This window comes from Kluyvera huaxiensis, from assembly GCF_040149365.1.
GTDB classification, from domain to species: Bacteria; Pseudomonadota; Gammaproteobacteria; order Enterobacterales; family Enterobacteriaceae; genus Kluyvera; species Kluyvera intermedia_A.
This window is the reverse complement of sequence record NZ_JBEFLV010000021.1, coordinates 1-13,789: the sequence shown is the minus strand read 5'-3', so window position 1 is coordinate 13,789 and position 13,789 is coordinate 1. Positions and strand designations below refer to the sequence as shown.

The 13,789-nt window shown below is 54.8% G+C and carries 14 protein-coding genes, 2 tRNA genes and 1 rRNA gene; 6 read left to right on the top strand and 11 right to left on the bottom strand.

The window, feature by feature from the left end; genetic code table 11:
• Positions 1-15: 15 nt before the first annotated feature.
• Together ppiC (ABOC97_RS18980) and ppiC (ABOC97_RS18975) are read left to right on the top strand one after the other, a co-directional pair.
• On the top strand, positions 16-297 hold the full coding sequence (ppiC, locus tag ABOC97_RS18980; RefSeq protein ID WP_234507302.1) for a peptidylprolyl isomerase PpiC: 282 nt from the start codon (positions 16-18) through the stop codon (positions 295-297).
• A gap of 49 nt (positions 298-346) precedes the next feature.
• Entirely contained in the window at positions 347-628 is a 282-nt protein-coding gene (ppiC, locus tag ABOC97_RS18975) for a peptidylprolyl isomerase PpiC (RefSeq protein WP_052285532.1), read from the top strand.
• 86 nt (positions 629-714) lie between these two features.
• Here ppiC (ABOC97_RS18975) and ilvC read toward each other — a convergent pair whose 3' ends face one another.
• Positions 715-2,190 (bottom strand): ketol-acid reductoisomerase, encoded by a 1,476-nt coding sequence (gene ilvC / locus ABOC97_RS18970; protein ID WP_349600765.1) that lies wholly within the window; start codon positions 2,188-2,190, stop codon positions 715-717.
• 153 nt (positions 2,191-2,343) lie between these two features.
• On the opposite strand from ilvC, the gene ilvY reads away from it, so the two are divergent.
• Positions 2,344-3,234 (top strand): HTH-type transcriptional activator IlvY, encoded by an 891-nt coding sequence (gene ilvY, locus ABOC97_RS18965; protein WP_349600762.1) that lies wholly within the window; start codon positions 2,344-2,346, stop codon positions 3,232-3,234.
• Positions 3,235-3,331: 97 nt separating this feature from the next.
• Entirely contained in the window at positions 3,332-3,619 is a 288-nt protein-coding gene (locus ABOC97_RS18960) for a hypothetical protein (protein ID WP_349600759.1), read from the top strand.
• Here ABOC97_RS18960 and ilvA read toward each other — a convergent pair.
• The 6 genes from ilvA to ilvL all read right to left on the bottom strand — a co-directional run bounded on the left by ilvA (position 3,597) and on the right by ilvL (position 10,152).
• Complete coding sequence (gene ilvA, locus ABOC97_RS18955; RefSeq protein WP_349600756.1) at positions 3,597-5,141, bottom strand: threonine ammonia-lyase, biosynthetic; 1,545 nt, start codon at positions 5,139-5,141, stop codon at positions 3,597-3,599. The genes ABOC97_RS18960 and ilvA overlap by 23 nt on opposite strands.
• A gap of 5 nt (positions 5,142-5,146) precedes the next feature.
• Positions 5,147-6,997, bottom strand: coding sequence for a dihydroxy-acid dehydratase (ilvD, locus tag ABOC97_RS18950; RefSeq protein WP_349600753.1), 1,851 nt, complete (start codon positions 6,995-6,997; stop codon positions 5,147-5,149).
• 60 nt (positions 6,998-7,057) lie between these two features.
• A complete protein-coding gene (locus ABOC97_RS18945; RefSeq protein ID WP_349600751.1) occupies positions 7,058-7,987 on the bottom strand; it encodes a branched-chain amino acid transaminase in 930 nt (309 codons plus the stop codon).
• Positions 7,988-8,004: 17 nt separating this feature from the next.
• Positions 8,005-8,271, bottom strand: a complete 267-nt coding sequence (ilvM, locus tag ABOC97_RS18940; RefSeq protein WP_234507333.1) for an acetolactate synthase 2 small subunit — start codon at positions 8,269-8,271, stop codon at positions 8,005-8,007.
• Positions 8,268-9,914, bottom strand: coding sequence for an acetolactate synthase 2 catalytic subunit (ilvG, locus tag ABOC97_RS18935; protein WP_349600749.1), 1,647 nt, complete (start codon positions 9,912-9,914; stop codon positions 8,268-8,270). The genes ilvM and ilvG overlap by 4 nt, the downstream gene beginning before the upstream one ends.
• Positions 9,915-10,053: 139 nt before the next feature.
• Positions 10,054-10,152, bottom strand: coding sequence for an ilv operon leader peptide (gene ilvL, locus ABOC97_RS18930; protein WP_015966468.1), 99 nt, complete (start codon positions 10,150-10,152; stop codon positions 10,054-10,056).
• 353 nt (positions 10,153-10,505) lie between these two features.
• Between ilvL and ABOC97_RS18925 the strand changes: the two genes are divergently transcribed.
• Positions 10,506-12,026, top strand: coding sequence for a YifB family Mg chelatase-like AAA ATPase (locus ABOC97_RS18925; protein WP_349600745.1), 1,521 nt, complete (start codon positions 10,506-10,508; stop codon positions 12,024-12,026).
• 25 nt (positions 12,027-12,051) lie between these two features.
• Here ABOC97_RS18925 and ABOC97_RS18920 read toward each other — a convergent pair whose 3' ends face one another.
• Positions 12,052-12,390 (bottom strand): MaoP family protein, encoded by a 339-nt coding sequence (locus ABOC97_RS18920; protein ID WP_061283982.1) that lies wholly within the window; start codon positions 12,388-12,390, stop codon positions 12,052-12,054.
• A 118-nt stretch (positions 12,391-12,508) separates the two neighbouring features.
• Between ABOC97_RS18920 and hdfR the strand changes: the two genes are divergently transcribed.
• Complete coding sequence (gene hdfR / locus ABOC97_RS18915) at positions 12,509-13,327, top strand: HTH-type transcriptional regulator HdfR (RefSeq protein WP_349600742.1); 819 nt, start codon at positions 12,509-12,511, stop codon at positions 13,325-13,327.
• A gap of 101 nt (positions 13,328-13,428) precedes the next feature.
• Here hdfR and ABOC97_RS18910 read toward each other — a convergent pair.
• From ABOC97_RS18910 to rrf, 3 genes are all read right to left on the bottom strand, one after another.
• Positions 13,429-13,504 (bottom strand) — tRNA-Trp (locus tag ABOC97_RS18910).
• 63 nt (positions 13,505-13,567) lie between these two features.
• Positions 13,568-13,644, bottom strand: a tRNA-Asp gene (locus ABOC97_RS18905).
• A 57-nt stretch (positions 13,645-13,701) separates the two neighbouring features.
• Positions 13,702-13,789 (bottom strand): 5S ribosomal RNA (gene rrf / locus ABOC97_RS18900); the annotation flags it as partial.

The following is a 13,789-nucleotide window of genomic DNA, read 5'->3' as shown; positions in this document are numbered from 1 at the left end:
GAAGAGAATGAGCCCATGGTGAAGAGCGCAGCAGCCCTGCATATTCTGGTAAAAGAAGAGAAACTGGCCCTTGAGATCCTCAGCAAACTGGAGCGCGGGATCGGTTTTGATCATCTGGCCAAACGCTATTCGCGCTGCCCTTCCGGCCGCAACGGTGGCGATCTGGGTGAATTCAAACAGGGCGTGATGGTCGGGCCGTTTGATGCCGCCGTGTTTAGCTGTCCGCTGCTAAAACCCTATGGGCCGGTGAAAACCAAATATGGCTACCACATCATCAAAGTGCTGTATCGCCGATAAGCCGTGCTAAAATCGCCAGCCTGATATCTCCCCATTTAAAGGCACAATCATGGCTAAAACAGCTGCAGCACTGCATATCCTTGTAAAAGAAGAACAACTGGCTCTGGATCTTCTGGAGCAGATTAAAAACGGCGCCGACTTTGAAAAGCTGGCGAAGAAGCACTCTACCTGCCCATCAGGTAAGAAAGGCGGTCACCTGGGTGAATTCCGTCAGGGCCAGATGGTACCGGCGTTCGATAAAGTGGTGTTCTCCTGCCCGGTGCTGGAGCCAACCGGCCCACTGCACACGCAGTTCGGTTATCACATCATTAAAGTGCTGTATCGGAACTAAATTGCAAAAGCCTTCCATCGGAAGGCTTTTTCATTATTGCACCCTCTCCCGTGGGAGAGAGTCAGGGTGAGGGCATCAGACCACTCTTAACCTGCAACAGCGATACGTTTCATATCGGTCATGTAGCCGCGCAGTTTTTTACCCACTTTCTCGATCTCGTGGCCGCGAACGGCTTCGTTCACGTCACGCAGCTGGGCGTTGTCCACCGCACCTTCGGCAATCGCTTTGCCCAGGTCGCCGGTCTGCAGCGTAGTCATGAACTCTTTCAGCAGCGGTACGCAAGCGTAAGAGAACAGGTAGTTACCATATTCCGCGGTATCAGAGATAACCACGTTCATTTCGTACAGGCGCTTACGGGCAATGGTGTTCGCAATCAGCGGCAGCTCGTGCAGTGATTCGTAGTAAGCAGACTCTTCGATGATGCCGGAATCCACCATGGTTTCGAATGCCAGCTCAACGCCCGCTTTCACCATCGCAATCATCAGTACGCCTTTATCGAAGTACTCCTGCTCGCCGATTTTACCGTCAAACTGAGCGGCAGTTTCAAACGCGGTTTTACCGGTCTCTTCACGCCAGGTCAGCAGTTTTTTATCATCATTGGCCCAGTCCGCCATCATGCCGGAGGAGAATTCGCCGGAGATGATGTCATCCATGTGTTTCTGGAACAGCGGCGCCATGATCTCTTTCAGCTGTTCGGACAGCGCGTAAGCACGCAGTTTCGCCGGGTTAGACAGACGGTCCATCATCAGGGTGATACCACCCTGCTTCAGCGCTTCAGTGATGGTTTCCCAGCCGAACTGAATCAGTTTCTCTGCGTATGCCGGGTCGGTACCTTCTTCCACCAGCTTGTCGAAGCACAGCAGAGAACCGGCCTGCAGCATACCGCACAGGATAGTCTGTTCACCCATCAGGTCAGATTTCACTTCCGCAACGAAGGAAGACTCCAGAACGCCCGCGCGGTGACCGCCGGTTGCCGCAGCCCAGGCTTTAGCAATCGCCATGCCTTCGCCTTTCGGATCGTTTTCCGGGTGAACCGCAATCAGGGTTGGCACACCGAAACCACGTTTGTACTCTTCACGCACTTCGGTACCCGGGCACTTCGGCGCCACCATCACTACGGTGATGTCTTTACGGATCTGCTCGCCCACTTCAACGATGTTAAAACCGTGAGAGTAGCCCAGCGCCGCGCCGTCTTTCATCAGCGGCTGTACGGAACGTACAACGTCAGAGTGCTGTTTGTCTGGCGTCAGGTTAACAACGAGGTCAGCCTGCGGGATCAGTTCTTCGTAAGTACCGACTTTAAAGCCGTTTTCGGTCGCTTTACGCCAGGAAGCACGTTTCTCAGCAATCGCTTCGTTACGCAGGGCGTAAGCGATATCCAGACCAGAGTCACGCATGTTCAAACCCTGGTTCAGACCCTGAGCGCCACAGCCGACGATGACCACTTTTTTACCCTGAAGGTAGCTTGCGCCATCGGCGAATTCGTCGCGGCCCATAAAGCGACATTTGCCCAGCTGTGCCAGCTGCTGGCGCAGGTTCAGTGTATTAAAGTAGTTAGCCATGATGATGTGCTCCGTGATGTTGTACTGTCTTATTGTTCGGTTCGCGTTTTGCGAGATTGAAACCACATTACAACAGGAAATTTATTGCGGAAATTGATATATTCACAACGTCACGTTGCAATTTGTGCAACGTAAAATCGTGGAGTGCGATCTGTGGATTTACGCGATCTAAAAACCTTCCTGCATCTGGCGGAAAGCCGCCATTTTGGCCGCAGCGCCCGGGCGATGCACGTCAGCCCCTCCACGCTTTCCCGGCAGATTCAGCGGCTGGAAGAGGACCTCGGCCAGCCGCTGTTTGTGCGCGATAACCGGACGGTTACGCTCACCGAAGCGGGCGAAGAACTGCGCGTTTTCGCTCAGCAGACGCTGCTGCAGTATCAGCAATTGCGTCATACCCTCGATCAGCAGGGGCCATCGCTGTCGGGTGAGCTACACATTTTCTGTTCCGTCACCGCCGCCTACAGCCATCTGCCGCCGATTCTCGATCGCTTTCGCGCCGAACACCCGTCGGTTGAGATCAAGCTCACTACCGGTGACGCCGCCGATGCGATGGATAAGGTCGTCACGGGCGAAGCCGACCTGGCGATTGCCGGTAAGCCAGAAACCCTGCCGGGCGCGGTGGCGTTCTCGATGCTGGAAAATCTGGCGGTAGTGCTGATTGCTCCGGCGTTACCCTGCCCGGTGCGTAATCAGGTTTCTATCGAAAACCCAGACTGGTCGACGGTACCGTTTATCATGGCCGATCAGGGCCCGGTGCGCCGCCGCATTGAGCTGTGGTTCCGCCGCCATAAAATCAGTAATCCTTCGATTTATGCGACCGTTGGCGGCCATGAAGCGATGGTTTCGATGGTCGCGCTGGGCTGTGGCGTGGCGCTGCTGCCGGAAGTGGTGCTGGAAAATAGCCCGGAGCCGGTGCGCAACCGCGTGATGATTCTGGACCGCAGCGATGAGAAAACGCCGTTTGAGCTCGGTGTGTGTGCACAAAAAAAGCGGCTGCATGAGCCGCTTGTTGAGGCGTTCTGGTCTATTTTGCCGAACCACTGATATATGTCGGATGGCGGCGCAAGCACCTTATCCGACCTACAAGCCCGGTGTTCCTGTAGGCCCGATAAGCGGAGCGCCATCAGGCGGGTTTTATCGGATGGCGGCGCAAGCGCCTTATCCGACCTACGATCCCGGTATTCCTGTAGGCCCGATAAGCGGAGCGCCATCGGGCGGGTTTTATCGGATGGCGGCGAAAGCACCTTATCCGACCTACGATCCCGGTGTTCCTGTAGGCCCGATAAGCGGAGCGCCATCGGGCGGGTTTTATCGGATGGCGGCGCAAGCGCCTTATCCGACCTACGATCCCGGTGTTCCTGTAGGCCCGATAAGCGTAGCGCCATCGGGCGGTTTTTTTCGTCGCTCTAGCCCGCCAGGAAGAACCTGAATGCCGGGTTATGGGTTTCGTTATGGCAATCGTAGCCCAGTTCATTGAGCCGGGTTTCGAAGTCCGGCTCGTTGTCGCCCAGTTCAAACGCCGCCAGCACGCGACCGTAGTCAGTACCGTGGCTACGATAGTGGAACAGCGAAATATTCCAGTGTGTGCCTAAGGTGTGCAGGAATTTGAGCAGCGCGCCCGGGGATTCCGGGAATTCGAAGCTGTACAAACGTTCCTGCAACGGCTGGGACGGGCGACCACCGACCATATAGCGCACGTGCAGCTTCGCCATCTCATCGTCGGACAGATCCACCACGCTATAGCCGCCTTCGTTGAGCAACTGAAGGATCTCTTTTCGCTCTTCCAGCCCACGACTCAAACGCACACCAACAAAGATGCAGGCATTTTTGTCATTGGCGTAGCGATAGTTAAACTCGGTCACCGAACGGCCACCCAGCAGTTGGCAGAATTTCAGGAAGCTACCCTTCTCTTCCGGAATTGTTACCGCCAGCAGCGCTTCCCGCTGTTCGCCCAGCTCGCAGCGTTCGGAAACGTAGCGCAGGCCGTGGAAGTTGACGTTGGCGCCCGAAAGCACATGCGCCAGACGCTCGCCGCGAATATCATGCTGAGCGATGTATTTCTTCATCCCCGCCAGCGCCAGGGCGCCTGAGGGTTCAGCCACCGCACGCACATCTTCGAACAGGTCTTTCATCGCCGCGCAGATTGCATCGCTATCGACGGTGATAATGTCGTCGAGATACTCCTGGCAGAGACGGAACGTTTCATCACCGATGCGTTTCACCGCGACGCCTTCGGCAAACAGCCCAACGCGCGGTAAATCCACCGGATGGCCCGCATCCAGCGCCACCTTCAGGCAGGCAGAATCTTCGGCTTCTACGGCAATCACTTTGATTTGCGGCATCAGCTGTTTGATCAGCACCGCCACGCCCGCCGCCAGGCCACCGCCGCCGACCGGCACAAAAACCCGGTCAAGATGCGCGTCCTGTTGCAGTAGCTCCAGCGCCAGCGTGCCCTGCCCGGCAATCACCATCGGATGATCGAATGGCGGCACCCAGGTGAAACCCTGCTGCTGCGACAGTTCAATCGCTTTCGCTTTCGCTTCATCAAAGTTCGCGCCATACAACAGGACTTCGCCGCCGAAGCCGCGAACGGCATCGACTTTGATATCGGCGGTTGCCACCGGCATCACGATCAGCGCCTTCACTCCCAGGCGGGAAGCTGAGAACGCCACCCCTTGCGCATGGTTGCCAGCGGAAGCGGTAATCACCCCGTGAGATTTCTGCTCGGAGGTTAAGCCCGCCATCATTGCGTAAGCACCGCGCAGCTTGAAGCTGTGCACCGGCTGGCGGTCTTCGCGTTTGACCAGGATAACGTTATCGAGGCGCGAAGAGAGCTTGTCCATTTTCTGCAGCGGTGTCACCTGCACCGCTTCGTAGACCGGTGCACGTAGCACCGCTCTGAGATACTCGGCACCTTCAGGGGTGCCGGATAGGGGTTGCGAGTCCGCCATGGTTCTTAACCTCCCAGTTTGGATTTATCGCGTACCGCACCTTTGTCGGCGCTGGTTGCCAGGCTGGCATAGGCGCGAAGGGCAAAGGAGACCTGACGTTCACGATTTTTCGGCGTCCAGGCTTTATCACCGCGAGCTTCTTGTGCTTCACGACGAGCTGCAATTTCAGCATCGCTCAACTGCAGCTGAATGCCACGGTTCGGGATGTCGATAGCAATCATGTCGCCATCTTCGATAATCGCAATGTTGCCGCCGCTGGCCGCTTCCGGGGAAACGTGGCCGATCGACAGGCCGGAGGTCCCGCCGGAGAAACGACCGTCGGTTATCAGCGCACAGGCTTTACCCAAGCCCATGGATTTCAGGAAGGTGGTTGGATAGAGCATTTCCTGCATGCCCGGCCCGCCTTTCGGCCCTTCGTAGCGAATCACCACCACGTCACCCGCGACCACTTTACCGCCGAGAATAGCGTCTACGGCTTCGTCCTGGCTTTCGTACACTTTGGCCGGGCCGGTAAATTTCAGGATGCTGTCATCAACACCGGCGGTTTTCACGATACAGCCATTTTCCGCGAAGTTGCCGTACAGCACCGCCAGACCGCCATCTTTGCTGTAGGCGTGTTCCAGCGAGCGGATACAGCCTTCAGCACGGTCGTCATCCAGCGTGTCCCAGCGGCAATCCTGAGAGAACGCCTGAGTGGTGCGAATACCCGCCGGGCCTGCGCGGAACATTTTTTTCACCGCCTCGTCCTGAGTCAGCATCACATCGTAGCGATCCAACGTTTGCGGCAGCGTCAGCCCCAGTACGTTTTTCACATCACGGTTCAGCAGCTCAGCGCGATCCAACTCGCCTAAAATGCCCAGTACGCCACCCGCACGGTGGACGTCTTCCATATGGTATTTCTGGGTACTCGGCGCCACTTTACACAGCTGCGGCACTTTGCGTGACAGCTTGTCGATATCACTCATGGTGAAGTCGATTTCCGCTTCCTGCGCCGCAGCCAGCAGGTGCAGTACGGTGTTGGTGGAACCGCCCATGGCGATATCCAGCGTCATGGCGTTTTCGAACGCCGCTTTGTTGGCAATATTACGCGGCAGTGCGCTTGCGTCATCCTGCTCGTAGTAACGTTTGGTCAGCTCAACGATGCGCTGGCCGGCGGTGAGGAACAGCTCTTTACGGTCGGCATGCGTGGCCAGCAGTGAGCCGTTGCCCGGCTGTGACAGACCCAGCGCTTCAGTCAGGCAGTTCATCGAGTTGGCGGTGAACATGCCGGAACAGGAGCCACAGGTTGGGCAGGCTGAGCGTTCAATCTGGTCACTCTGCGAGTCAGACACTTTCGGGTCAGCGCCCTGGATCATCGCATCGACCAGGTCGAGCTTGATAATCTTGTCAGACAGCTTGGTTTTCCCGGCTTCCATTGGGCCACCGGAAACAAAAATTACCGGGATGTTCAGGCGCAGGGAGGCCATGAGCATCCCTGGGGTGATTTTGTCGCAGTTGGAGATACAGACCATCGCGTCAGCGCAGTGGGCGTTCACCATGTACTCGACGGAGTCGGCGATCAGTTCGCGGGACGGCAGTGAATACAGCATGCCCCCGTGGCCCATGGCGATACCATCATCCACAGCGATGGTATTGAACTCTTTCGCCACGCCGCCGGAGGCTTCAATCTGCTCGGCAACCAGTTTACCAAGGTCGCGCAGGTGAACGTGGCCCGGCACGAACTGGGTAAACGAGTTTACGACGGCGATAATTGGTTTGCCGAAGTCATCATCGGTCATCCCGGTGGCGCGCCACAGTGCGCGGGCGCCCGCCATATTGCGGCCGTGGGTGGTAGTGGCGGAACGGTATTTAGGCATGCTTTGTACTCCCAGTCTCTGTCTCGTTAGTGGGACGGTGCGTGCCGCCCCATTTCTATCTTATTGATTAACCTGATCCAACCAACCCCATTTATCTTCGGTTTCACCGGTGAAGAGGCCAAAGAACGCTTGTTGAATACGTTTGGTGACTGGGCCGCAGCGGCCTTCGCCAACCTGAATACCATCGACGCTACGCACCGGAGTAATTTCAGCGGCGGTACCGGACATAAATACTTCATCAGCCAGATACAAGGATTCGCGGGACAACACCTGCTCACGAACTTCGATACCGATCTCTTTCGCCAGCTTAATGATCGCATCGCGAGTAATACCCGGCAGTGCGGAAGAAGTGAACGGTGGCGTGAACAGAATGCCATCTTTCACTTCAAACAGGTTTTCACCAGCGCCTTCAGACAAGTAGCCGTTAACGTCCAGCGCAATACCTTCCTGATAGCCATGACGGCGCGCTTCGCTGCCTACCAGCAAAGAAGAGAGGTAGTTACCTCCCGCTTTCGCGGCAGTTGGGATGGTGTTCGGCGCAACACGGTTCCACGAAGAGACCATTGCATCGATCCCTTGATCCAGCGCTTCAGCACCCAGATAGGCGCCCCATGGGAACGCGGCGATGATCACATCCGTGGTGTAGCCTTCAGGCGGGTTAACGCCCATGCCCACGTCACCGACGAAAACCAAAGGACGAATATAGGCACTGGTCAGGTTATTTTTACGCAGTACGGCACGGCAGGCTTCCATCAACTCATCAACGCTTTGAGATACAGGGAAACGATAAATTTTGGCGGAGTCTCGCAGGCGCTGCATGTGCTCGCGGTGGCGGAAAACAACCGGGCCTTTGTGAGAGTCGTAGCAACGGATGCCTTCAAATACGGAAGTGCCGTAGTGCAGCGCGTGGGACATGACGTGCACTTTTGCCTCTTCCCAACGTACCATTTCACCGTTGAACCAGATGTAATCCGCTTTTTTCGTCGTCATTTCTCTTCCTATTGCGCTCAGGCGCGAATTTGTTGTTGTGATGTGCTTGTACACTGCTGAACGGCAACTGAGGCCACGTCCACCAGTTTATTTAATTGGCTAAACAGTAAGTCGACCGGACGTTGGCTGGCAACGGTCAACTCAATATTTATATTCTGGGTGTCGTTTGCGGTTTCCATATTCATTGAGCAAATCTGAAAACCACGGTGACGTACCACACGTAAGACGCGTTCTAAGGTTTCCGGGTTGAAGCGGGCCTGCACGTTGACCTGATGTTGCATCATGATAATTTCTCCAGCATTTGTGAGTTGCTGGCGCCAGGCGGCACCAGTGGCCAGACATTCTCAAGTTCGTCGATTGAGACATGAAGCAGGTACGGGCCTTCGCTCGTCAGCATGGTGTCGAGTGCCGCTTCAACCTGGTCTTTACGAGTGATGTGTTGGCCGGGGATGCCAAAGGCACTGGCCAACGTGAGGAAATCGGGGTTATCGGTCAGGGTGGTTTCGCTATAACGTTCCTGGAAGAACAGCTGCTGCCATTGTCGAACCATCCCTAACCGCTGGTTGTCGAGTAACACGATCTTCAGCGGTAACTGCTTGCGTTTTACGGTGCCCAGCTCCTGTACATTCATCATGAAGGAGCCGTCACCGGAGATACAGATTACCGTATCATTCGGGCGCGCCACTTGAGCACCCACGGCCGCTGGCAGGCCAAAGCCCATCGTGCCTAAGCCGCTGGAGGTGATGAAGTTCTCCGGGCGGGTGTAGGTCATATGCTGGGCCGACCACATCTGATGCTGGCCGACGTCAGTGGTTACCACGCTATCAGCGGGCTTTTTGTCAGACAGCTGTTTGAGCAACAGCGGGGCGTAGATGGCTTCACCCGGGTGATCGTAGCGCCAGGCGTGCTCAGCGCGCATCGCCGCGTTATGTTCACACCACGCGTCAATTGCCAGCGGCTGTTGCAATGCAGGCAGTAACGCATTCAGGTCCCCCTGCAGCGCGACGTGCACCTGGCGCAGTTTGTTCATTTCCGCCGGGTCGATATCCATATGGATGACTTTGGCGTGTGGGGCAAAGGTGTTGAGCTTGCCGGTAACGCGGTCATCAAAGCGCGCGCCGACGGCGATCAGCAGATCGCACTCTTGCACCGCCAGATTGGCCGCTTTAGTGCCGTGCATACCCAGCATGCCAAGGTAGTATGGGTAATTCTCCGGAACTGCTCCCAACCCTTTCAGCGTGCAAGTGGCCGGGATATTGGTCGCCGCCATAAACTCACGCAGTGCGGGAACCGCCTGAGCCATCCCTACACCGCCACCCACGTACAGCATCGGCTTTTGCGCCTGAGTCAGCATCTGGCGCGCCTGCGCCACTTCACTGTGCGGGAAAGCATCATCACTCTCGACGGTGGAAAAATACGGGTCTAAATCACCCTGCGCAACCTGAATATCTTTCGGAATATCAACCAGCACCGGGCCAGGACGGCCTGAGTTTGCCACCTGAAACGCCTCTGCCATTACGCGTGGCAGCTCTTCCAGGGATTGCACCAGGAAACTGTGTTTGGTGCAGGCCAGCGACAAACCGAGAACGTCCACTTCCTGAAAGGCATCCGTACCGATAAGCGGAGCGGCGACCTGACCGGTAATGGCAACAACGGGAACAGAATCGAGCAGCGCATCCGCCAAACCGGTGATCAGGTTGGTCGCCCCTGGGCCTGACGTCGCGATACAGACGCCGGTTTTACCGGTGGCGCGGGCGTAGCCGATAGCCGCCACTGCAGCCCCCTGCTCGTGCCGACACAGCAAGTGCTCTACGCCGCCGTCATACAGCGCGTCGTAAACCGGCATAATGGCACCACCCGGATAGCCAAATACCGTTTCAACACCCTGCGCTCGCAACGCATGTACCACCCACTGTGCGCCATTCATAGTTAGTTCCCCGCCGTAGATCGTAAGAAACAGAATTTTATGCTAGTAACCATTTTCTGCTCCTAGTTATTGTTTTTAAGTCATAAAAAAACCCCCGGACCTTTCGGTGCGGGGGTCTTAGTTCGTTAAGGCTTGATTTCTAAGCCTTTCCTCGTCCAAGTGCAGCCCCGCACGGTGGGATAATAATCACCACCACGCTAATCACGACCAGGCTAATCACTCGTAGAAGGGCTTTCATTTTTGTTTGTTCTTGCATCTTGTTCGAAGGAATACCTACAGAGTTACCACAGACATCACAAATTGCACAAGTTTTTTTTATGGCTCCGTTGCTTATCATGCTAATGAATTTGTTAAAGCAATTTGTTTTATATAGAAAAATTATGAAATGAAAATATTTCACCTTTTTGCATTCGGGCAATAGGCGCAGCGAAGATCGTCGAGCGTCATTCAGGAAAATGCGAACGTAGTTCCGGCATCGATGCAATGCGATGAAAAACAGCGAAAAATCGCGAACGCGTTGCGTAAATACGCAAAATGACGAGTTAATACAACAATCGAACCATACATAATCCCACCATCCTGGGAGGATTTATGTCGCTATCTGTTGTCTACACGCGCGCTGCGCTGGGGATCAATGCCCCACTTATTACCATCGAAGTACATATTAGTCAGGGCCTACCAGGTCTGGTCATGGTTGGGCTACCCGAAACCACCGTCAAAGAGTCGCGGGACCGCGTACGTAGCGCCATCATCAACAGTGGATATACCTTCCCCGCAAAGAAAATCACCATTAACCTCGCGCCGGCCGACCTTCCCAAAGAAGGGGGGCGATATGATTTACCTATCGCTATTGCGCTCCTGGCGGCTTCTGAGCAGCTTAACTGCCATAAACTGGGGCAATATGAGTTTGTTGGAGAATTGGCGCTCACGGGCGTGCTACGCGGCATTCCTGGGGCTCTTTCTGCCGCAATAGAGGCCATCAACGCCGGGCGGCAAATTATACTTGCCGAGGACAACGCACCGCTGGTTGGGCTATTGGGCGGCAACGACTGCCTGATTGCCAGCCATCTTCTTGAGGTTTGCGCGTTTCTTGAAGGTAAGCAGGCTCTGCGTTTACCGCCACCTGAAAATGCCCCTACCGTTGAGAATGTTGAAGATCTCAGTGACGTCATCGGCCAACAGCAGGGCAAACGAGCTTTAGAAGTCACCGCTGCGGGAGGGCATAATCTGCTACTGATAGGCCCTCCTGGCACGGGAAAAACAATGCTCGCCAGTCGATTGTGTGGATTACTACCACCATTAAACGATCGCGAAGCGCTAGAAAGTGCGGCGATCATCAGCCTGGAAAATACCTGCAATATACGAACTCAATGGCGCTGTCGCCCTTTTCGTGCCCCACACCATAGCGCATCGTTGGCGGCAATAGTCGGCGGTGGTTCGATACCTGTCCCCGGAGAGATCTCACTGGCCCATAACGGTATCTTGTTTCTCGACGAACTACCGGAGTTTGAACGCCGGGTACTGGACGCACTGCGAGAGCCGATCGAATCAGGCAAGATCCTCATCTCTCGTGCGCGAGCAAAAATAACGTATCCAGCTCGCTTCCAGTTGATTGCTGCTATGAATCCCAGCCCAACAGGGCACTATGAAGGGCAGCACAACCGCTGCACGCCGGAGCAGACTCTACGCTACCTGAATCGCCTATCGGGTCCATTTCTCGACCGCTTCGATCTGTCTTTGGAAATCCCACTACCGCCGCCAGGTTTACTGAGCCAACCCCCTCACCCAGGTGAAAGTAGTCTGACGGTCCAAAGCCGGGTAATTGCCGCTCAACATCGCCAGTATGACCGGCAGGATAAACTTAATGCTCATCTGAGCAGCAGTGAGATTAAGCGATACTGTGCGCTAAGCAATGATGATGCACTCTGGCTAGAGCAAACGTTAATGCAGTTGGGACTTTCGATACGGGCCTGGCAGCGCCTGTTAAAGGTTTCACGCACGCTGGCGGATATGGAGGGAGTCGAGTCTATTGTGCGGCATCACCTGCAGGAGGCGCTAAGCTATCGTGGTATCGACAGAATGTTGCGACATCTACAAACCTTGCTGCAATAAAAAAGGGGCCTGAGCCCCTTTTTTATTAATCGTCGCTGTCGGTGTAATCTTCAGCGCCTTCTACCTGCGGCTTACCGCCAGACAGTGTATGGAAACGCTTTGGACGCTTAATGCGCGTCACATACTTGTGCCATACGCGTTCAGCTTCCGTCACCGGCTCACGTTCACCGCGGCATACCGCGAGGAACTGCTGCTCCTCTTCGGTAGCAGGCTCACGCTTACCGAGATCGAGTTCGTTATAGGCAAAGCCGTAACGCTCCAGCAGCTGTGCCTCTTTGATGGTGAAATCACCATGACGAGAGAACCCGCGCGGATAATTTTTATTATCGAAAAAACGATTAGTCGTCGTAAAGCTTTCCGCCATCCTACACGCTCCTAATTCTTTGGCCGAGCTATTTATGGCGCGGAGTATTAGATACGCTTGACAGAGTGTAAAACAAAAGATTTAAATCATTACGACAAAAAAAATTGCGGAGAAAGCTGTGGATACCGAATTGCTGAAAACTTTCCTCGAAGTGAGCAGAACTCGTCACTTTGGGCGGGCCGCGGAAGCGCTCTATCTGACACAATCTGCGGTAAGTTTTCGCATCCGTCAGTTAGAAAATCAGCTAGGAGTAAACCTGTTCACCCGCCATCGTAACAACATCCGCCTCACGGCAGCAGGGGAGAAGCTTCTTCCCTATGCCGAAACGCTGATGAGTACCTGGCAGGCGGCGCGCAAAGAGGTGGCAAATACCTCACGACACAACGAGTTTTCTATCGGTGCGAGCGCTTCGCTATGGGAATGTATGCTCAATGAATGGCTGGCCAGACTTTACCAGGCGGACGACTCGCTGCAGTTTGAAGCACGGATAGCCCAACGGCAGTCGCTGGTTAAACAGCTGCATGAACGCCAACTTGACCTGCTGATCACGACAGAAACCCCAAAAATGGATGAGTTCAGCAGCCAACTGTTAGGACACTTCCCGCTCGAGCTGTACTGCGCTACGCCTACAGCAGTGAAATCGGAGCTCAATTATCTTCGCCTTGAGTGGGGAGCAGATTTTCAGCAACATGAGGCAGGGCTCATTGCCAGCGACGATATTCCACTTTTAACCACCAGTTCTGCCAGCCTGGCCCGTCGTCAGTTGCTGCCGTTAAAAGGCTGCACCTGGTTGCCAACTACATGGGCGCTGGAGCAAAGTGATCTTTATCCAGTCACCGACGGTTTACCTATTTCACGTCCTTTATATGCAATTTGGCTGCAGAATAGCGACAAACAGGTGCAGATTCGCGACATTTTGAAAAATAATGTTTTTTAAACATCAGAAGAGATCTTTGGCCCAGAGGAAAATATTTTGGGCCTTTCAGGAAGGCAAATTTTAGACAAAAAAAATCCTTTGCCGAAGCAAAGGATTATATATGGCAGGGGCGGAGAGACTCGAACTCGCGACACCCGGTTTTGGAGACCGGTGCTCTACCAACTGAGCTACGCCCCTAAATCTTTCTTAATTTTTCTTATCATTAAGCCTGCTAATTTAGCAGGCTTAATTTTAAATAAGTGGCGGAACGGACGGGACTCGAACCCGCGACCCCCTGCGTGACAGGCAGGTATTCTAACCGACTGAACTACCGCTCCACCGAATTTCTTTACTTTACTACCACCGGTTGTCACCCCGGTTTACTGCAATTTGATGCCTGGCAGTTCCCTACTCTCGCATGGGGAGACCCCACACTACCATCGGCGCTACGGCGTTTCACTTCTGAGTTCGGCATGGGGTCAG